This window comes from Sphingomonas palmae (assembly GCF_900109565.1).
GTDB lineage: Bacteria > Pseudomonadota > Alphaproteobacteria > Sphingomonadales > Sphingomonadaceae > Sphingomonas > Sphingomonas palmae.
This window is the reverse complement of record NZ_FNZZ01000001.1, coordinates 831,258-850,817: the sequence shown is the minus strand read 5'-3', so window position 1 is coordinate 850,817 and position 19,560 is coordinate 831,258. Positions and strand designations below refer to the sequence as shown.

Sequence of the window (19,560 nt, the reverse complement as noted above, 5' to 3'; positions counted from 1 at the left end):
CTCGGGCGCGCTTACAACGTGCGCTCGCGCAGTTCGACTTCGTAGGTCTCCAGGTAGTCGCCCGCCTTGATGTCGGTGAAGTTCTGCGTGAACGTCACACCGCACTCCAAGCCGGCGCGAACCTCGGGCACGTCGTCCTTGAAGCGACGAAGCGACGCGATCTCGCCCTGGTAGATGATGACATCCTGACGCGTGATGCGCGCCTTGAGCGACTTGCGGATAATGCCGTCGGTTACGAGCAGACCCGCCGCGCGACCGTGCTTGCCGGCCGAGAAGACCTCGCGGATCTCGGCGCGGCCGACAACGGTCTCGAACGCCTCCGGCCCGAGTTCACCCGCCATGCCGGCGCGGATCTCGTCGATCAGGTCGTAGATGACGTCGTAGTATTTCAGCGCCACCTTCTGCCGCTCGGCGATCTCGCGTGCCTTGGCATTCGCGCGGACGTTGAAGCCGATGATCGGCGCGCCCGACGCACCCGCGAGCGTCACATCGCTCTCGGTGATACCACCGACGCCCGAGTGCAGCACGCGCGCGCGGATGAGATCGGTCGAAATCTTGTTGATCGACGCGACGATCGCCTCGACCGTACCCTGCGTGTCCGCCTTGACGACGAGCGGATACTCGATCGCCTTGTTGGCGGCGAGCGCGGAGAACATGCTCTCAAGGCTCGCAGGCGCAGTAGTGGTGCGCTTCTGCGTCAACACGCCTTGGCGATACTCCGCCACTTCGCGCGCACGCTGCTCGTTCTCGACCACCTGCAACTGGTCGCCCGCCGACGGCGTGCCGGTGATGCCGAGCACCTCGACCGGCATCGAGGGACCGGCATTCTTGAGCTGGCGACCCTTGTCGTCGACGATCGCGCGCACCTTGCCGCTTTCCGCGCCGACGACGAACACGTCGCCGACCTTGAGCGTGCCGCGTGTGACAAGCACGGTCGCGACCGGACCGCGGCCCTTGTCAAGCTTCGCCTCGACCACGCTGCCCTCCGCATCGCGATCGGGGTTGGCGCGCAGTTCGAGCAGCTCGGCCTGGAGCTGGATCTTGGCGATCAGCTCGTCCAGCCCGATCTTTTTGAGCGCGGAAACTTCGACGTCTTGCGTCTCGCCGCCCATCGCCTCGACCTGGATGTCGTGCTCGAGCAGACGCTCGCGCACGCGCTGCGGGTTGGCGTCGTGCTTGTCGACCTTGTTGATCGCCACGATCATCGGCTTGCCCGCCGCCTTGGTGTGGTTGATCGCCTCGATCGTCTGCGGCATCAGCCCGTCGTCGGCCGCGACCACCAACACGACGATGTCGGTGACATCGGCGCCGCGCGCACGCATGGCGGTGAACGCCTCGTGACCCGGCGTGTCGAGGAAGGTGACCTTCGACTTGTCCTTGAGCGTCACCTGATACGCGCCGATGTGCTGCGTGATGCCGCCGGCCTCGCCGCGCACCACGTCGGTGCCGCGAAGCGCGTCGAGCAGGCTCGTCTTGCCGTGGTCGACGTGGCCCATGATCGTGACCACCGGCGGTCGCGGCTGCAGATCGCCTTCCGCATCGGGCGCGGTGTCGAGCGCGAGATCAATGTCGCTGTCGGACACGCGGACGATGTTGTGGCCGAATTCGGTCACCAGAAGCTCGGCGGTGTCCTGATCGATCGACTGCGTCATCGTGACGGGCATGCCCATCTTGAACAGCGCCTTCACGAGATCGGCACCGCGCTCCGCCATGCGATTGGCGAGTTCCTGCACCGTGATAACCTCGGGCACCTGCACGTCGCGGACCTGCTTGGCCTGCGGCTCGCGCGGGCCGCCGAAGCCACGCTTCTCCTTCTCACGCGCACGCTTCAACGCGGCGAGGCTGCGCGCGCGGGCGCCGTCCTCGTTCAACGCGCGGTTGACGGTCAGCTTGCCGCCGCGACGCTCGTCCGACTTGCGGTCGCGCTGCTGCGGACGGGCCGCGGTTGCACCGCGTGCCGCCATCGTGCCCGCGGGCATCGCGCGCGGCGTGTTGACGCCACCGCCCGATGCGGGCTGCGACGGCGTGGCGGCAGCCGCCGGCTTCGGCTCGGGCTTGGGCTGCGGCTTGGGAATGTCGGGACGCGCGACCGGCGAGAAGCGACGCGGCGCGGGCATCGACGGATCGCGACCGAGTTCGATCGTCGGACGCGGCGCGGGTGCGGGCGTCGGAGCAGGTGCGGGGGTAGGCGCAGGCGTCGGCGCAGGAACGGGTGCTGCCACCTCGACCGGAGCGGGTGCGGGCGTCGCCTCGACGGCCGGAGCCGGGGTCGGCTCGGGTGCGGGTTCGGCCGCCGGCGGCGTCTCACGCACGACCGGGCGGAAGCCGCGCGCGCCCATCGGCGTCGCGACAGTCGGCGCAGGCGCTGCCTCGCGAGCAGGCGCGGGTGCGGGAGCAGGGGTCGGCTCGGGCTCGGGCTCGGGAGCAGGGGCGGGCGGGGCAGCCTGCGCTTCCGCCTCGGCACGGCGCTTCTCTTCGGCGCGCGCGCGCTCGGCCTCGGCGGCGTGCTGACGCTCGCTGTCCTGGCGGCGGCGCGTTTCCTCCAGCGCGTGCATGCGCTGTTCCTCGGCCTCGCGCAGCAGACGCGACTGGCGCTCCTGCGCGGTCTCGTTGCTGACCGGCGCGCGCGGCGGTGCGGCCTGCGGCTGCGGTGCAGCAGGCGCGGGTGCCGGCGTCGGCTCGGGCGCAGGGGTCTGCTCGGCCGCACCCTGCGGACCGAGCACGCGGCGACGCTTCACCTCGACCACTACCGTATTGCTACGGCCGTGGCTGAAGCTCTGCTTCACCTTGCCGGTCTCGACCGTGCGCTTCAGCCCCAGGGGCGCGCGCATTCCGAGTTTCGGCTTGTCGTTGTCGGTCTCGCTCACTCAAATTCCTCGTTCATCGTCACGGCCGTAGGCGCCAGGTTCGAGGCAAGCTCGAGACCGGGCGCCGATGCGCCTTGCGAGGCCGTTTCGCAAGGTGCCGGGATAGGATCAGGGCCGATAAAGTGCAGCCAGCGACCGAGCGCTTCGCCCAGTCGATCGGCCGCCGTGCGGTCGGTGACGCCGATATGTACCACATTTTCGCGGCCCAGCGCCAACGACAATATGGGGCGCGCGACGGGAAGAACCAGACCCTTTAGGTCGCTTCCCTCACGATCGGAGCCGACGCGCCATGCCTGCGCAAGCTTGCGCGCGCCGTCCTCACCCGCGTCGGCGGCGTGATAAAGCGCACGAAGTTGTCCACCGCGCGCTGCATTCTCGATCCGCTCCGCGCCGGTCAGCAGGTGCCCGGCACGTGCCTCCAGCCCCAAGCGGTCGAGTGCGTTCTTCTCCAGAGCGGTCGCGATCTGATGCGGCAGCGTGTCTGACACCTGCACGTCGTTCGACTTGAATGCGCGCGCGAGCGAACCGCGCAAGCGGCCCTTGGCATAGGCCTGTTCGAGTTCGCCACGCGTCACCCCGATCCAGGCACCGCGACCCGGCGCCTTCGCGCGCACGTCGGGGTAGACCAGATTGTCGGGGCCGAGCACCAGCCGCACCAGCGCGTGCTGCAGCGCACGATCGCGGGTCAGGATGCAGGAGCGGGTGGGGCCGCTTATCGCCTCATGGTCGGGGTTCCGCATGCGCGTCTCCCTTGGCGATAAGTGGCTGCGCTGGCGAGTCGCGATCGGCGATCAGCTGCCCGCCCGCACCGTAATTTTCCGTGCTGACTTCCTCGATCACGACCTGCACCGCGGCCGGGTTCTTGCCCAGCCGCGTGACCAGCGAGGATGTGACATCAGCCACGATCCCCGCTTTCTGATCGCGGGTCGCACTGCCCGCCAGTCGGATCAGCACGAACGGCATCAGTCGCGCGCAGCCTCTTCGGCTTCGGGCTCGGCGTTCTCGCTCGCGGATGCCGGCTCGTCCTCGAACCAGTGCGCACGCGCGGCCATGATCATCTCGTTACCCTGTTCCTCGGAGAGGCCATAGGCACCGAGCACGCCGCCCTTGTGCTCCGGACGCTTGGGAGCATCGTCATTGCGGCGGCGCGGCTCCTGACGCTTCTTCTCGATCAGCTCGTCGGTCGCGAGGTCGGCGAGATCGTCGAGCGTCTTGATGCCCGCCTTGCCGAGCGTGACGAGCATCGCCTCGGTCATGTAGGGCAGTTCGGCCAGCGCGTCCTCGACGCCCAGCGCGCGGCGCTCCTCGCGCTGCGCGGTCTCACGCCGCTCGAGCGCTTCCTGCGCGCGGCTCTGCAGCTCCTGCGCGAGGTCCTCGTCGAAGCCCTCGATGCCGGCGAGCTCGTCGAGCTCGACATAGGCGACTTCCTCGAGCTCGCTGAACCCTTCGGCGACGAGCAGCTGCGCGAGCGTCTCGTCGACGTCGAGCTCGTTTTGGAACGTGTCGCTGTTCTTCACGAACTCGGCCTGACGCTTCTCGCTCGAGTCGGTCTCGGTCAGGATGTCGATCGCCTTGGCGGTCAACTGCGAGGCGAGGCGCACGTTCTGGCCGCGGCGACCGATCGCAAGGGAAAGCTGATCGTCGGGCACGACCACCTCGATCCGGTCCTCTTCCTCGTCGATCAGCACGCGCGCGACGTTCGCCGGCTGCAATGCGTTGACGACAAAGGTCGCAGTATCGGGCGACCAGGGAATGATGTCGATCTTCTCGCCCTGCATCTCCTGCACGACGGCCTGGACGCGGCTACCCTTCATGCCGACGCAGGCGCCGACGGGATCGATCGAGGAGTCGTGGGAGATGACGCCGATCTTCGCGCGGCTGCCCGGATCGCGTGCCGCCGCCTTGATCTCGATGATGCCGTCGTAGATTTCGGGTACTTCCTGCGCGAACAGCTTCTTCATGAAGTCGGGGTGGGCGCGTGACAGGAAGATCTGCGGGCCGCGGTTCTCGCGCACGACCTTGAGGATCAGCGAGCGGATGCGATCGTTGACGCGCACCACCTCGCGCGGGATCTGCGCGTCGCGGCGGATCACGCCCTCGGCGCGGCCGAGGTCGACGACGATGTGGCCGAACTCTACGCGCTTGACGACGCCGGTGATGATCTCACCCGCGCGGTCCTTGAACTCTTCGTACTGGCGCTCGCGCTCGGCGTCGCGCACCTTCTGGAAGATCGTCTGCTTGGCGGCCTGCGCCTGGATGCGGCCGAACTCGATCGGGGGCAGCGGATCGACGAGGAAGTCGCCGAGCTGCGCGCCGTCCTGCAGCTTCTGCGCGCCCTTCAGGTCGACTTGCTTGTAGATGTCGTCGACCAGCTCGACCACCTCGACGACGCGCCACAGACGCAGGTCGCCGTTGTTGGGATCGAGCTTCGCGCGGATGTCCATTTCCTGGCCGTAGCGCGTGCGCGCCGCGCGCTGGATCGCATCCTCCATCGCCTCGATGACGATGCCCTTGTCGATCATCTTCTCCGACGCGACCGAATTGGCGATCGCGATCAGTTCCGCGCGGTTCGCAGTGACGCCCGTGGCCATCTTACTGACTGTCCTCTTCTTCGAATTCTTCTTCTTCCGCGCCCTCTTGCGAGAGCGGGACGGTGGCGGCGATCAGCCGGTCGGTGAGCAGCAGCTTCGCGTCGGCGACCTGGTCGAACCCGATCGTCATCGGCTCGTGCTTGCGCACGTCGATCGTGATCCGGTCGCCGTCGGTGCCGACGAGGTCGCCGGTCAGCTGCTTGCGCCCGTCGACCGGCGCGGTCAGGTGGATGCGGGCCTCATGCCCCTTCCAGTCCTCGAAATCCTGCAGCCGCGTTAGCGGGCGGTCGATGCCCGGGCTCGATACCTCGAGCCGGTAGGCGCCGTCGATGTAATCGCGCCCGGCCTCTTCGGCAGCGTCGAGCTGGTCGGAGATGCGGCGCGACAGGTCGGCGCAATCGTCGATCGTCAGCTGGCGCGTGTCGGGACGTTCGGCCATCACCTGCAACGTACGCTCGTCACCCTTGCCGAACAGGCGCACGCGCACCAGCGCGAAACCGAGCGCCTCGGCCTCGGGTGCGATCATGGCTGAAAGGGCGTTTGTATCGTCCAAGCGGGTCATCCGAACATGCGTTTCTTGCCGCCGCGGAGCCGGGCCCCGCAGCCCCTTGCACCTGACGATGTAAGAGAAAGCACGCGTGATATAGACCGATCGCGCCACCGCCGCAAGCCGGCAACGCTTCCGCGCGCTGGCAATAGTTCGTGACAGGCCCGTGCCGGAACAATCGCGCGCGGCTCGCCTTTGTCGCAGTCGGTACTGCAACAACCGGGAAAATGTCCGTGCGCCTGATCGCCTTTACCGCCGCGCTGCTCGCGTCCACCGCCTGCTCGGCCGAACCGCAGCGGCAGGGCGGGGGTGCGACCGCCGTGTCTTCCGACGTGACGAGCGGACCGCAGGGGCCACAGGTCGCCGGCAGCAACGATCCCGTGCCGAAGAACGCGCCCGCGCCGACCGCGCGCAACGTGCCGGCCACGACCGGGCGCGCCAACATGCCCGCGACGCCGCCGCCGGTCGCGATCGCGGAGATGGGGCAGTTCGACGCGCCGTTCGCGATCGCGTTCCTGCCCGACGCGAGCCTGCTGGTGACCGAGAAGGCCGGGGCGCTCAAGCACCGCGCAGCCGATGGCCGCGTGACCAATGTCGGCGGCGTGCCCGCGGTGGCGGGCGGCGGGCAGGGCGGGTTGCTCGACGTCGCGCCCGCGCCCGACTTTGCGAGCAGCCGCGCGGTCTATCTGACCTACGCCGAGCCGCGGCCGAACGGGGGGTCGAGCCTGGCGCTGATGCGCGCGCGACTGGAAGGTGAGCAGCTGCGCGATCAGCGGGTGATCTGGCGCGCGGGGTCGGATGGACCCGGCGGGCAGTTCGGCGCCGTGATCGCGTTCGCGCCCGACGGCAAGTCGCTGTTCCTGACCTCGGGCGAGCGGCAGCGCTTCACGCCGGCGCAGGACCCCGAGCAGTTGCTCGGCAAGATCGTGCGGCTGACGCTCGACGGAAAGGCGTGGCCGGGTAACCCGATGTACAAGGCGGGCGGCGCGCGTGCGATGACGTGGTCGAGCGGGCATCGCAATCCCTACGGCCTCGTCTTCGCACCCGATGGCCGCTTGTGGGAAGAGGAAATGGGGCCGCGCGGCGGCGACGAACTCAACCTGATCGAGCCGGGCAAGAACTATGGCTGGCCGCTGGTGTCGAACGGCGACAATTATTCGGGTGTCGAGATCCCCGACCATCCCTCGCGACCCGAGTTCCAGGCGCCGGTGCTGTGGTGGAACCCGGTGATCTCGCCGGGTGGGATGATCGCCTATACCGGTGCGATGTTCCCGCAGTATCGCGGCTCGCTGTTCATCACCGGACTGTCGAGCAAGTCGCTGGTGCGCGTCGCGGTGAATGGCGCGCAAGCGCGTGCGGCGGAGCGGTGGGACATGGGCGAGCGCATCCGCGACGTGGCGCAGGCGCCCGACGGTGCGATCTGGGTGATCCAGGACGGCGAGAAGGGCGGTGGCGGCAAGCTGCTGCGATTGACGCCGAAGGGTTGAGCCGAGCGGGATGGGGCGGGGCGGGACTCAGTCGCGCTCGATCAGATAGTTCATGCGGGCGGCGGCGATCGGCTTGCTGCGATCATCCTGCCACGCGAACGCCTCCACGTTCGCGACGCGGGTACCGAGCCGCGTGATCGTGCCCGCCGCGCGCGTTTCGCGATCGCGTCCGCCGCGCATGAAGTCGATTGTGACGTTGATCGGCTTGACCCGCCCGCCACCTTCCTCCGCCAGCGCATGGTGAAGCGCGGTGATCGCGGCGACTTCGAGCAGGCCGGAGATCGCGCCGCCCTGCAGGAAGCCGGGGCGGCCGATCACGCCGTCGTGGAACGGCATCATCATGATCGGTGTGCCGTCCGCGGCGCGTTCGAGCACCGCGCCGAGCAGCGCTGCATAGGGTAGCAGTTTCATGCCTGCTGCTCCCTATCGACCGCCTTGGGCGCGAGGCGCGGATATTGCCCGCTCGGGATCATGAAGGTGGCGGCGACGTGCGCGATCGGGTCGTCCAGGTCGCCGTCGTGCGCGATCCCGCGGGTGAACGCGATCGAGCGCGCGACGCGCAGACACTCGGCGCGCCCGATCACCGTATGGCCGGGGCGCGCGGGTCGCAGGTAGTCGATGCGCAGGTCTAGCGTCGCCTGCGGCACGAACGTCTTGATCTGATTCCAGATCGCGAAGCTGGTCGCCATGTCCATCATCGCGATGATCGGACCCGAGGCGATCACCCCGCTCGCCTCGTCACCGACAAGCGCGTCCGAATAGGGTAGCGCAAGCTCGATCCAGTCGGCCGCGCGCGCGTGGAAGCGGATGCCGAGCCGGCCGCCGTGTCCGCCGAACCGGGTGGCGGCGAGCTGGTCGAGCGTCATCGAGGACGGGTCCCATTTCATCCGCGCCTCCTACACCGACGCATCGAAGAGGCAATGTGCGTGCGCGCTGGTTGCAGCGCGCGGCTGCAGTGCGCTAGCCCTTGAACACGAGGCATGGAGAGGCGGCGGACATGAGTGACGCGGTGGTGGATGGCGATCGGGTGTCGATCACGCTCAAGGACGGCGTCGCCGACGTGCGGCTGACGCGCGCGGACAAGATGAACGCGCTAGACCTCGCGATGTTCGCCGCGCTGGTCGACGCGATCGAGCGGTTGAAGGCGATGCAGGGGCTTCGCGCCGTGGTGCTGTCGGGCGAGGGGCGCGCGTTTTGCGCCGGGCTCGACATGGCATCGATGGCGGGGGGCGGATCGGGGCTCAAGCTCGACGAGCGGACGCATGGGATCGCCAATACTCCGCAATATGTCTGCACCGGCTGGCGCGACCTGGGCGTGCCGGTGATCGCCGCGATCCACGGCGTCGCGATGGGGGGCGGGTTCCAGCTCCTGTCGGGCGCCGACATCCGCGTCGCGCATCCCGCCACGCGCCTGGCGATCCGCGAAACCTACTGGGGGCTGGTGCCCGACATGGGCGGGTTCGTGCTGTGGCGCGGCACCGCGCGCGACGATGTGCTGCGCGAGCTGGTCTACACCAGCCGCGAGTTCAGTGCGGCCGAGGCGCAGGAATGGGGGCTGGTCACGCATCTGGACGACGATCCGCACGCGCGTGCGATGAGAATCGCGCGCGAGATCGCCGCGCGCAGCCCCAAGGCGGTGCGCGCCGCCAAGCGCATCTTCAACGCGCTGCCCGACATGGACGCGGCCGCGATTCTGCTGGCGGAGAGCGAGGAGCAACTCGCGCTGATCCGCAAGCCGGAGCAGATCGAGGCGGTGCGCGCCAACATGGAGAAGCGCGCGCCCGTTTTCGAGGACTGACGCGATTGGGGGAGGGCGCGCCGCTTCAATCGGCTGCGGTGGCGTTCATCAGCTTACCCGCGAGCGCCGCGCGGAAGTCGTCGGGGATACCGCCCTCCTTCGGATCGGTCATCACGAGCACAGTGTCGCACGTCGCGATCGCGCGGCCGTGCTGGTGCATCACCGCGTGTATGTCCCACGACCGGTTGCCGATCCGCCCGATCCCCGTCGCGATCTCGACATCGGCGGGAAAGCTGCCTTCCGCCAGATAGTTGACCGCGTTCATCGCCACTACGGCCCGGAAACCATTGTCGCGGTTGATATGGCCGAGCTGCCAGTTGAAGCGCACCCGCGCGGTCTCGAACAGCGCTGCGAAGGCGACGTTGTTGATGTGCCCCATCGCGTCGAGGTCCTGGTAGCGTGTCGGCACGCACTCGCGGACGGGGTAGCTGGCGAGGTCGAGACGGTAGGGGGCGGGGCGGGGCATGGCGGCTTTCTGGGTGGGCGGGGGGGGGTGATCTGATCCCGTCTGCCAGCTCGGCCAAAGGCGGAGCTCTAGGCAGTTTCGCGCCGGGAGCGGTCGGCGGGCAGCGGGTGAGTGGTCGCGGCGGGATCACTTCGGGGCGGCCGACGCGGGAGTTAATCCCGCGTCGTCGGACGGGTTCGGCGGGGCCGACCCGCCGGCCGGCCTTGCGCGTGGGCGGCTTAGGCTTTGCCTATGCCGGTCCCGCGCTGCGGCTCACCGCGGTGCCATCCTTATTCCCCCATCAAGCCGCACGTCCTCGCCGTTGAAATAACCGTTCTCGATCATCGTCAGCGCGAGGCTGGCATATTCGGGCGGGTTGCCGAGGCGTTTGGGGAAGGGGACGGAGGCGGAGAGCGCGTCCTTCACGTTCTGCGGCGCGGCGGCGAGCAGCGGCGTGTTGAAGATGCCTGGCAGGATCGTGTTGACGCGGATCGCCTCGCCCATCAGGTCGCGCGCGATCGGCAGCGTCATGCCGACGACGCCGCCCTTGGACGCCGAATAGGCCGCCTGGCCGATCTGTCCGTCCTCCGCCGCGACGCTGGCGGTGTTGATGATGACGCCGCGGTCGCCGTCTTCGGTCGGATCGAGGCTGAGCATCCCCGCCGCCGACTTGGCGATACAGCGGAACGTGCCGACGAGATTGATCTGGATGATCGCGTTGAACGCGTCGAGCGGGAAGTGCTTGATCGAGCCGTCTTCCTTCGACCGGCTGGCGGTCTTGATCGCGTTGCCGGTGCCGGCGCAATTGACCAGGATGCGCTCCTGACCGATCGCGGCGCGCGCCTTTTCGAAGCCCGCGTCGACCGATGCTTCGTCGGTGACGTTGACCTTGCAGAAGACGCCGCCGAGTTCCTGCGCGACCGCCTCGCCTTTCTGCTCGTTCAGGTCGAACACCGCGACCTTGACGCCCTTTGCCGCCAGCGCGCGCGCGGTCGCCTCGCCCAGGCCCGACGCGCCGCCGGTGATGACCGCGGAAATGGTGTTGTCGAGTTTCATGTCTTCCCCTCTTGCTCCTATGCCGCCGCGTCGACGCGCTCGATAATCGTAACGTTGGCGACGCCGCCGCCCTCGCACATCGTTTGCAGGCCGTAGCGACCGCCGCGGCGCTTCAACTCGTGCACCAGCGTCGCCATCAGCTTGGTGCCCGAGGCGCCGAGCGGGTGGCCGAGCGCGATCGCACCGCCGTTGACGTTGAGCTTGTCCGGGTTCGCGCCGGTGTGCTTGAGCCACGCCATCGGCACCGGCGCGAACGCCTCGTTGACCTCGTACAGGTCGATGTCGTCGATGGTGAGCCCGGCGCGTTGGAGCGCCCTGTCGGTCGCGAACAGCGGTTCTTCCAGCATCACGACGGGATCGCCCGCGGTCACGGTCAGGTTGACGATGCGGGCGAGCGGCTTGAGGCCGTATTTCTCCACCGCCTCCGCGCTCGCGATCAGCACCGCCGAGGCGCCGTCACAGATCTGGCTGGCGGAGGCCGCGGTCAGCACTCCCTGTTCCGACAGCAGCTTGACGCCCGCCATGCTTTCCGCGCTGGCGTCGTAGCGGATGCCCTCATCGGCCTTGTGCGCGACCTCACCCTCGGGTGTTTCGATGTCGACGGGCACGATCTCGTCGTCGAAGCGGCCCGCCTCGGCCGCGGCGACCGCCTTGCGGTGCGAGCCGAGCGAGTAGGCGTCGGTGTCCTCGCGTGAGAAACCGTATTTGCGCGCGATCATCTCCGCGCCGGTGAACTGGCTGAACTGGACGCCGGGGTATTTCTCCTCGAGCCCGGGCGACTTGTTGTTGCCCATGCCGGCGTCGCTGAACAATTTGTAGGTCGAGCCCATCGGCACGCGCGTCATGCTTTCCACGCCGGCCGCGATCACCACGTCCTGCGTGCCCGACATCACCGCCTGTGCGGCGAACTGGATCGCCTGCTGCGACGAGCCGCACTGGCGGTCAATCGTCACCGCCGGCGTCGATTGCGGCAGCTTTTTCGAGGCGAGTACGGCGTTGCGGCCGACCTGCCCGGCCTGTTGGCCACCCTGGCTGACGCAACCCATGACGACGTCGTCGATCGCTTCCGGCGGGATGCCGCTACGCTCCACCAGCGCGTCGAGCACGTGCGCGGCGAGGTCGACCGGGTGGATGCCCGCCAGCTTGCCGCCGCGTCGGCCCCCGGCTGTACGCACCGCGTCGACGATATAAGCCTCGGCCATCTTCCGCCTCTCCATAACAGTTGTTATCCTCCCCCTGATCGCGCAAATCGCGGCGAACGGCAAGAGCGGAGACGAGCGGATGGATGTGTCACAGGCGATCGCGGCGCGACGCTCGGTCCGCGGGTACCTGAACCGCGCGGTCGATGCGGCTTTGTTGAAGGACATCGCGATCAGGGCCGCGCGCGCCGCGACCGGCGGCAATATTCAGCCGTGGCACGTCGACATCGTTCACGACCATACGATGCGGCGATTGAAGGAGATCATGGCGGGCAAGATCGAGCGGCGTGAGAAGGAAGCGCCCGGTTACGACATCTATCCGAAAGAAATGGACGATCGTTATCGTCAGCGCACCTTCGCGATCGGCGAGGAAATGTACGGTCGGCTCGGCATCCCGCGCGAGGACAAGCGCGCGCGGGCAACGTGGTTCGCGCGCAATTTCCAGTTCTTCGGCGCGCCCGCGGCTTATTTCGTGACCGTGGATCGCCGCATGGGCCCGCCGCAATGGTCGGATCTCGGCATGTACCTGCAGAATCTGATGCTGCTGGCGGTCGGGCACGGCCTCGCCACCTGTCCGCAGGAGTGCTGGGCGATGTTCCCGCAGACGGTGGAGGCGTTTCTGGGGACACCGGCGGAGCGGATGCTCTTCTGCGGCGTCGCGATCGGGTATGAGGACACGGACGATCCCGCCAATCTGACGCGCTCGGCGCGCGCGCCGGAAGAGGAGTGGCTGACGGTACGGGGATGAGCAGCGCTGCTGGGCGAACTTGATCGAGGTTAGCAGCCGTCGCGGTTGGAACGCGTCACGGTTGCTGCCATGAGGGGCGCAATGGCTTCTCTCCTGCGCGTCGGCGTTCTCACCTTTCATCGTTGCATCAATTACGGTTCCTACTGGCAGGCGCGCTGCCTGGTAGAGGGTCTGCGCGCGCGCGGGCACGATGCGGTGCTGCTCGACCATCACGACGACGCGGTGGCGCGCGCCGAGTGGCGTTGCGCGTTTCAGCCGAGCCTGCCCGAACGCTCGCGAGCCGACGATCTGCCGCGCTACAAGCAGAAGGGGCGCACGTTCCTCGCCGCGTTCGACGCGCTGCCGCAGAGCGAGCGCTTCCGGCTCGATCAGCCCGAAACGCTCGCGGGCTATGACGCGGTCGTCGTCGGCAGCGACGAGGTGTGGAATTTTCGCCATCCCTGGTACGGGGGGACGCCGATCTTCTTCGGCGAGGGGCTGCGCACACCGCGGCTGATCTCCTACGCGGCGAGCTTCGGCAATCACGACGCGAGCGATGGGATCGCACCGGAATGGGCCGAGCGGTTGGCGCGCTTTACCGCAGTGTCGGTGCGCGACGAGAATGCGCGGCGGCTGGTGGTCGAGGCGCTGGGCGAGGAGCCGGCAATGGTGCTCGACCCGTGCCTGCAATTCCCGGAGATCGCGCGCGCGGCACCGGCCACTGCGGAGCGGCCCTACGCGCTCGTCTACGGCCACGTCTTTCCCGACTGGTTGCAGCAGCAGGTGAGCGCGTGGAGCCGGCGTAGCGGTGTCGAGCTGGTCAGCCTGGGGTACCGCAACGACTGGGTCGAGCGGCACCTGATCGAGGCGGGGCCGCACGAGTTCGCGAGCCTGATGGCGGGGGCGAGCGCGGTGATCACCAATTTCTTCCACGGCTGCGTCTTCGCGCTGGTGAACGACAAGCCGTTCGTCACTTCGCCGAGCGAGTATCGCTTCAACAAGGTGCGCGACCTGACCAACGCGCTCGACGCGCGCGAGCATGTCGTGACCGCCGAAAGCGACGCGACGGCGTTCGACCGGCTGCTGGAAATACCCCCCGCGCCTCGCGTCGGTGAGGCGATCGCAAGCATGCGCGTGCAATCGGCGGCGTTCCTGGATGCAGCGCTTGGGTGAGCTACCCGCGCTAGCGCCGCGCGAGATTGTCCGCTCGGGTCTGTGCATCGGGTGCGGTGGCTGCGCGGCGGATAAGCCGGGCGCGGGCATGGCGTGGGACGCGTTCGGGCAGTTGAAGCCCGATGGTCCGGCTGATTGGTATGACGCGCCGACGCCGTCCTTCGCTGCGCGCTGCCCCTTTTCTCCTTCGGCCATCAACGAGGACGTGATCGCGGCCGAGCGGCTGCCCGATGCGCCGCACGTCGATGCGCGGATCGGGCGGTATGAGCACGCCTGGGTCGGGCACGTCGCGGAAGGCTCGTTTCGCAGCGACGGCAGCTCTGGCGGGATGGTCAGCTGGGTCGCGAACGAGCTGCTGCGCACGGGCCGCGTCGACGCGGTGGCGCACGTGGTCGCGACCGAGCCGGTCGGGGAGGACGCGCGCTTCTTTCGCTATCGCCTGTCACGCACCCGCGCCGAGATCGCCGAGGGCGCGAAGTCGCGCTATTACCCCATCGACCTGACCGAGATCATTCGCGCGATCCGCGCCACACCGGGGCGGTACGCGATCGTCGGCGTGCCGTGCTTCATCAAGGCGGTGCAGCTGCTCCGCCGCAGCGATCCGGTGATTGCCGAGCGCGTGACGCATACGCTGGGGCTGTTCTGCGGCCACATGAAGAGCGCGCGTCTGGTGGAGAGTTTCGCCTGGCAGCTGGATACGCCGATCAAGGAAGTGCGCGGCGTCGATTACCGCATCAAGGACGAAGGACGCCCGGCGAACTGGTACCGCGCGCATCTGACGCTCGCGGACGAAAGTGCACGCGCGCAGGATTGGTGGCATCTGGCGGACGGTGACTGGGGGGCGGGGTTCTTCCAGAACTCGGCCTGCAACATGTGCGACGACGTTGTGGCGGAAACCGCCGACATCGCGTTCGGCGATGCCTGGGTCGAACCCTATTCCTCCGATGGGCGCGGCAGCAACGTCGCGGTGGTGCGTTCGCCCGAGCTGGCGGCGATGGTCGCGGATGCGGTGGCGGACGGGCGGCTGGCGCTGACCCAGGTCGACGCGAACTATATCGTCGGCACGCAGGCGGCGGGGTTCCGGCACCGTCGCGAAGGGCTCGCCTACCGGCTGACATGGTGGCGGCGCGGGGTGCGTCCGGTCAAGCGCGTCGCGCCGGGCGCGGGTACGCTGAGCCCGCGGCGGCGGCTGGTCTATCGCACGCGCGCGGTGATCGCGTGGTGGAGCCACCGCCTTTTCTGGCTTGGGCGACGGACGGGTTGGCATGCGATCTATCTGCGACCGGCGAAGGCGGCGCTCGGCTTCTATCAGGCGCTTGCGTGGTCGCAGGGGAAGCTGGGTGCGTGGTTCGACCGCGCGGAGAAGCGCGGCTAGCGCTCCGGCATAGAGCATTCGTACGCGGCCACTGGGCGCGGCGATGATGTCGTTAGATCGCGAGATCGGAGTGCGAGACCAATACCGTCTACGGCGGCTCAGCTGCCGAGTACCGCGGAGATGCGTGTCAGCGGGATGGTCAGCGCGACGTACAGCTGCGTGACAAGCAGGTAAGCACCGCCGCCGGTCGCCAGCGTGAGCGCGGCGAACTGCATCGCGGAGCCGATCTGCCGGCTTCGCTCCGCCTGGGCGATGGAGGAAGCACGAGCGACGTTTCGCCGCTCGCCGGACGGCGCTCGTCTGGCCGTATGCCGAGGCTCGTCGAGCATCGCGCCAACGCTGACCGAGTTCTGCGTCGCAATGCCGATGCGGCCGTTGCGTATCCACGACACGTGGCCGTTGATCGTCAACGTACCACGGCGTGCCTGCACGTTATCTCCGCGGCGGAGCGACGCCGTCGTCGAAATGACGATATCATTGGGACCGATCTCGTGAATGCAGGCGTCGTACCAGCGCGTATCGACATTGATACGACAGGGGACGAGAACTGCTGTCGTCGTCTTTGTCATCGGCCGCACTCCCATGTCCGGGGTACGTCCACTATGGAGGAAGGTCTACCCGCGAATACTTACAGTGTAGGCGAGGAGCGCTCGGACTTTAGCGTGTGTCTGATGCAGTGCGAGCGGGTGGTGCCCCCGGCGAGATTCGAACTCACGGCCTGCGGTTTAGGAAACCGTCGCTCTATCCGGCTGAGCTACGGGGGCACAGGCGCAATGCGTATCGCGCGACTGGTTCTTAATCAACAGACGTAGGCGCGTAAGGTGGCCATTTAGCGAGCAAGCGCGGTGGCATCGTGCGTGAAGGCAGGAAGGTGGCACGCTCGGCCTCCTCCCTGCCCCCTGCGTCAATCAGGCTTTCTTCAGCGCGTCGGGCTTGTGCGCGGCCTTCGCGCCGCTGTCGGTCTTCACGATATATTGCGGGTCGTCCTTCGATGCCTTGACCTGGTGGCTCTTGATCTTGGTGTCGCTGGTCTGCTTCTTCTCGACCGTGCCGTGCGCCTCGCCGCCGTGCGACTTCCACTTTACCTCGTCGCCCTTGTGCAATTCCTTCGTCATGCGCCTTCTCCTTTGACCTGGATCAGTGCGCGATCAATCGGCGGCGACGGCAAAGGTTGCGCGCGCGGCTGATCCCATGTCGGGACGAGCCGCGCGCGCGTGGATCAGAACTTGAACCCGGCGGCGACGCCGTAGCGCCGCGGCTCGATGGTGAAGATGTTGGTGTACAGCCCCGACGACTGATCGCCCACATAAAGGCCGGTTGTTGCGTTGTTCTTCGTCAGGTTGGAAACGAATCCGCGGACGTAGAAGCGATCATCGGGCGCGTTCAGCTGGATCTGCGCGTTGACGACCTCGTAGCCGGGCAGGCGGTCAATCGGGTTCTTGTTGAAGATCGTGCCCCAGGCGTTGCCGGTGTAGTTGAGGTCGACGCGCGGCACGAGCGTGAAGCCACTGTCGGCGAAATCGATCGTGTATTGCGCGCCGACCGACCATTTGTAGGTCGGCGCATTGGGCAGCTGGTTGCCGCGAACGTTCGTCTCGACGCCCGAGCCGAGCACCTGGATGCCGCCGAACGCCGCACCCACGGTGGCCGCCTGCGCAGTGAGTGCGGAGCAGATGCTGAACGCACCGGTGGTGTTGGTGCCGGGTACCGCCTGCGTGGGCCGCAGCAGCGTGGGATTGCCGAACGAGGTGCCAATCCCGCCGTTGACCGCGTTGACGAAGGCGTTCACCCCAGCAGCGTTGCCTGGCGTCGTCGGCACCACCGCGCAGTTCGCCGCGTTGGTGATATCCTTGATGATGACCGCGTCGGAGCGTCCGCCCGAGGGATCGCGCGGGTTGGCGAGGAAGCGATCGTCGGCAACCTTGGTCTTGAGGTAGCTGGCGTTCATGTTGACGACGAAGCGCGGGATCGGGCTGATCACCGCCTCGGCCTCGACGCCGTAGATGTCGGCGTTGACGTTGTCGTTGACCGCGGTGCGCGCGACGATGCGCGACAGCTGCAGGTTCTTGTACTTGTAGTAGAAGCCGGTCAGGTTGAGCCGGAAGGCGCCGCCGCCGAAGGTGTTCTTCGATCCGATCTCAAAGGCGTCGACGCTCTCGGGCGCGAAGGTGGTCGGGACCGAGAAGACTGGCGACAGCGGCGGGTTGATGCCGCCCGATTTGTAGCCGCGCGAGTAGGATGCGTAGAGCAGATTGTCCGGCGTGATCTTGTAATCGAACACCGCACGGCCCGTGACGCGCGAGAAGTTGACGCTGTCCTCGGCATAGGGCTGCACGCCGGCGCGGGTCGCATCGTAATCATACCGGCCCCCGTCCATCGTCGGGAAGGCGCTGGTGGTGCCGATGGGTACCAGAACGGGTACGCTGGGCGTGCCGTTGTCGACTAGCAGCGAGGTGCGCGCGCGGACGAACTTGTCGTCGTGGTTGTAGCGCAGCCCGAGCGTCAGCTTGGCGCGATCGTTGAACTCGAAATAGGTTTCGCCAAAAATGCCGTAGCTTTTCAGGCGGAACAGCGGCGTGCTGTTGCGGTAAAAAGGTGTCGCCGCGAACGAGGTGCCGCCTGACCGCCCGGCGCCGAGCAGTCCCGAGGCGTAATCGAGGCCGAAGGCGCTGACGTAATAATCGTTGCTCTGTTTGCTGTCGAAATAGATGCCGCCGAGCAGGAAGTTGAACATGCCGTCGAACTTGCTGTCGATGTGCGCCTCGGCGCTATACTGCCGCGCCTTGTTGAACGAGCGGTCGATGTCGAGCGCTGTGGCTGCGCACACGCCCGCGCCGCCGTAAACGCCCGAATTGTTGGCGTCGGGCAGCGACTGGCATATGGTCGCGGTTCCGTTCGGGATCAGTGTCTGGCGGACGCCGTTCAGCACCGCGCCGGGCGCGCCAGGGCGGCCGATCAGGTTGAGCAGGTTGAGCCCGGCATTGTTGGCGTAGCTATTCTCGACCGCCAGCGTGTAATCGGTCGTCGAGTCGACCTTGTTCTTCATGTAGCCGCCGGTGAAGTTGAAGCTGATCTTACCGAAGTCATGGAAGATTTTGGCGGTGTATTGCTGTTCCTCGGCGAAATAGGTCGGCTCGGCGTCGATGCTGACGCGGCGAACGTCGGTCGGGTTGCTCGCGCCGGAGAAGGCGTCGGGCGTCTGGTACACGCTGCCGAGCGCGAACGGGGCGAGCGCGCCGGCGCCCGATACGGTCAGGAATTCGCGGCTGGTGAAGATCGAGGCGAGCGACGAATTGCCGTTGGTGATGCCGTTCGCCAGCCGGTCGGGCGAGCAGCCGAGGATACCGGTCGAGTCGCGGTTGCACAGCTGCTTCTGGATGCGGCTGCGGTCGTCGTTCTCGTGGAAGTAGTAAGCGATCAGGTCGACGCGGGTGTCGGGATTCGGCTCCCACGACAATGTGCCGCGCACCGAGTAGAGGTCACGCCCATCGATGCGGTTGCCGGTATATTCGTTGAGGGTGTAACCGTCGCGCTTGAGGTAGGTGCCGGCGACGCGGATGCCGAGCGTGTCGGTGAACGGCAGGTTGAACATCGCACGGACGCGCTTCGAATCGTAATTGCCGTACTCGAACTCGCCTGCGGCGTGGATGCCCGACAGATCGGGCTTGGCGGTGATGAAGTTGACCACACCCGAGGTCGCATTGCGGCCGAACAGCGTGCCCTGCGGACCACGCAGTACCTCGACGCGTTCGAGGTCGAAGAATTCGCTCTCGAACAGGCGCGTGGCGAGCAGCGGCATATCGTTGACGTGGATTGCGGTCGCGCTGTCGCAGGTCGTGCCGGTGCACAGGTCGCCGACGCCGCGGATGGTGAAGCTGGACGAGGTGAAATTCGTCTTGGTGAAGGTGATGTTGGGCAGCGATTGCTGCAGCGCGACCGGGTTGACGATCTGCTGCTTTTCGAGGTTGTCGGCGGTGAAGGCGGTAACCGCGATCGGAACGTCCTGCAGTCGCTGCGACTGGCGCTGAGCGGTGACGACGATGTCGGGGGCGTAGCCCTGATCGGTCGCGGCCGCCTGGCTGCTCGTCTGCGTGTCCGTCGGGGTGGAGGAGGGGGCCTCCTGTCCGGGGCCGTTTGTAGGTGCGGTATTCTGCGACGAGGTGGTGGCCCCCGTCTGTGCGTGCGCAGGGATCGAGGTCACGAGCGCGAGCGCCGACGCGGCGAGCAGGTCGAACTTCTTCATGGCATCCCCTCCTGGGAACCGCCCCCGCTCTACGGCGGTGTTGCGGTGTTTC

General features: G+C 67.4%; 18 protein-coding genes and 1 tRNA gene. 5 read left to right on the top strand and 14 right to left on the bottom strand.

Annotated elements, in window-relative coordinates; translation table 11 throughout:
- Nucleotides 1-11: 11 nt before the first annotated feature.
- From infB to rimP, 5 genes are read right to left on the bottom strand one after another with little or no spacing between them, the layout of a single operon-like run.
- Nucleotides 12-2,867: a translation initiation factor IF-2 gene (gene infB / locus BMW51_RS04145; protein ID WP_093003525.1), complete on the bottom strand. Its 2,856-nt coding sequence runs from the start codon at nucleotides 2,865-2,867 to the stop codon at nucleotides 12-14.
- Entirely contained in the window at nucleotides 2,864-3,607 is a 744-nt protein-coding gene (locus tag BMW51_RS04140) for a DUF448 domain-containing protein (RefSeq protein WP_245708263.1), read from the bottom strand. Before BMW51_RS04140 ends, infB begins: the two co-directional genes overlap by 4 nt.
- Nucleotides 3,588-3,830 carry a tautomerase family protein gene (locus BMW51_RS04135; RefSeq protein ID WP_093003523.1) on the bottom strand — a complete coding sequence of 81 codons (243 nt, stop codon included), beginning with the start codon at nucleotides 3,828-3,830 and terminating at the stop codon, nucleotides 3,588-3,590. The genes BMW51_RS04140 and BMW51_RS04135 overlap by 20 nt, the downstream gene beginning before the upstream one ends.
- Entirely contained in the window at nucleotides 3,830-5,458 is a 1,629-nt protein-coding gene (gene nusA / locus BMW51_RS04130; protein WP_093003521.1) for a transcription termination factor NusA, read from the bottom strand. The genes BMW51_RS04135 and nusA overlap by 1 nt, the downstream gene beginning before the upstream one ends.
- A 1-nt stretch (nucleotide 5,459) precedes the next feature.
- A complete protein-coding gene (gene rimP / locus BMW51_RS04125; RefSeq protein ID WP_177171503.1) occupies nucleotides 5,460-6,020 on the bottom strand; it encodes a ribosome maturation protein RimP in 561 nt (186 codons plus the stop codon).
- Between the two features lie 212 nt (nucleotides 6,021-6,232).
- On the opposite strand from rimP, the gene BMW51_RS04120 reads away from it, so the two are divergent.
- Nucleotides 6,233-7,492 (top strand): PQQ-dependent sugar dehydrogenase, encoded by a 1,260-nt coding sequence (locus BMW51_RS04120; RefSeq protein WP_093003519.1) that lies wholly within the window; start codon nucleotides 6,233-6,235, stop codon nucleotides 7,490-7,492.
- A gap of 27 nt (nucleotides 7,493-7,519) precedes the next feature.
- On the opposite strand, the gene BMW51_RS04115 is transcribed toward BMW51_RS04120, so the two are convergent.
- Together BMW51_RS04115 and BMW51_RS04110 are read right to left on the bottom strand one after the other, a co-directional pair.
- A complete protein-coding gene (locus BMW51_RS04115) occupies nucleotides 7,520-7,903 on the bottom strand; it encodes a PaaI family thioesterase (RefSeq protein ID WP_093003517.1) in 384 nt (127 codons plus the stop codon).
- Nucleotides 7,900-8,379: a PaaI family thioesterase gene (locus BMW51_RS04110; RefSeq protein ID WP_245708261.1), complete on the bottom strand. Its 480-nt coding sequence runs from the start codon at nucleotides 8,377-8,379 to the stop codon at nucleotides 7,900-7,902. Before BMW51_RS04110 ends, BMW51_RS04115 begins: the two co-directional genes overlap by 4 nt.
- Before the next feature lie 110 nt (nucleotides 8,380-8,489).
- On the opposite strand from BMW51_RS04110, the gene BMW51_RS04105 reads away from it, so the two are divergent.
- Complete coding sequence (locus BMW51_RS04105) at nucleotides 8,490-9,290, top strand: crotonase/enoyl-CoA hydratase family protein (RefSeq protein WP_093003515.1); 801 nt, start codon at nucleotides 8,490-8,492, stop codon at nucleotides 9,288-9,290.
- 25 nt (nucleotides 9,291-9,315) lie between these two features.
- On the opposite strand, the gene BMW51_RS04100 is transcribed toward BMW51_RS04105, so the two are convergent.
- The 3 genes from BMW51_RS04100 to BMW51_RS04090 form a co-directional block, all read right to left on the bottom strand.
- On the bottom strand, nucleotides 9,316-9,756 hold the full coding sequence (locus BMW51_RS04100) for an acyl-CoA thioesterase (protein ID WP_093003513.1): 441 nt from the start codon (nucleotides 9,754-9,756) through the stop codon (nucleotides 9,316-9,318).
- Between the two features lie 252 nt (nucleotides 9,757-10,008).
- Complete coding sequence (locus BMW51_RS04095; protein WP_093003511.1) at nucleotides 10,009-10,791, bottom strand: SDR family NAD(P)-dependent oxidoreductase; 783 nt, start codon at nucleotides 10,789-10,791, stop codon at nucleotides 10,009-10,011.
- A 17-nt stretch (nucleotides 10,792-10,808) separates the two neighbouring features.
- Nucleotides 10,809-11,993, bottom strand: coding sequence for an acetyl-CoA C-acetyltransferase (locus BMW51_RS04090; RefSeq protein WP_093003897.1), 1,185 nt, complete (start codon nucleotides 11,991-11,993; stop codon nucleotides 10,809-10,811).
- Nucleotides 11,994-12,072: 79 nt separating this feature from the next.
- Here BMW51_RS04090 and BMW51_RS04085 point away from each other — a divergent pair, with 79 nt between their 5' ends.
- The 3 genes from BMW51_RS04085 (at nucleotide 12,073) to BMW51_RS04075 (ending at nucleotide 15,265) form a co-directional block, all read left to right on the top strand.
- The gene (locus BMW51_RS04085) at nucleotides 12,073-12,738 is read left to right on the top strand and encodes a nitroreductase (protein ID WP_093003509.1); all 666 of its coding nucleotides are present in this window, start codon (nucleotides 12,073-12,075) and stop codon (nucleotides 12,736-12,738) included.
- Between the two features lie 81 nt (nucleotides 12,739-12,819).
- Complete coding sequence (locus tag BMW51_RS04080) at nucleotides 12,820-13,890, top strand: polysaccharide pyruvyl transferase family protein (protein ID WP_177171502.1); 1,071 nt, start codon at nucleotides 12,820-12,822, stop codon at nucleotides 13,888-13,890.
- Entirely contained in the window at nucleotides 13,883-15,265 is a 1,383-nt protein-coding gene (locus BMW51_RS04075; protein WP_093003895.1) for a Coenzyme F420 hydrogenase/dehydrogenase, beta subunit C-terminal domain, read from the top strand. The genes BMW51_RS04080 and BMW51_RS04075 overlap by 8 nt, the downstream gene beginning before the upstream one ends.
- A gap of 98 nt (nucleotides 15,266-15,363) precedes the next feature.
- On the opposite strand, the gene BMW51_RS04070 is transcribed toward BMW51_RS04075, so the two are convergent.
- The 4 genes from BMW51_RS04070 to BMW51_RS04055 form a co-directional block, all read right to left on the bottom strand.
- Nucleotides 15,364-15,834 carry a hypothetical protein gene (locus BMW51_RS04070; RefSeq protein ID WP_093003505.1) on the bottom strand — a complete coding sequence of 157 codons (471 nt, stop codon included), beginning with the start codon at nucleotides 15,832-15,834 and terminating at the stop codon, nucleotides 15,364-15,366.
- A gap of 118 nt (nucleotides 15,835-15,952) precedes the next feature.
- Nucleotides 15,953-16,029: transfer RNA gene (locus tag BMW51_RS04065), tRNA-Arg, on the bottom strand.
- Nucleotides 16,030-16,173: 144 nt separating this feature from the next.
- Nucleotides 16,174-16,380 (bottom strand): hypervirulence associated TUDOR domain-containing protein, encoded by a 207-nt coding sequence (locus BMW51_RS04060; RefSeq protein WP_093003503.1) that lies wholly within the window; start codon nucleotides 16,378-16,380, stop codon nucleotides 16,174-16,176.
- 104 nt (nucleotides 16,381-16,484) lie between these two features.
- On the bottom strand, nucleotides 16,485-19,508 hold the full coding sequence (locus BMW51_RS04055) for a TonB-dependent receptor (RefSeq protein WP_093003501.1): 3,024 nt from the start codon (nucleotides 19,506-19,508) through the stop codon (nucleotides 16,485-16,487).
- Nucleotides 19,509-19,560 lie beyond the last annotated feature (52 nt).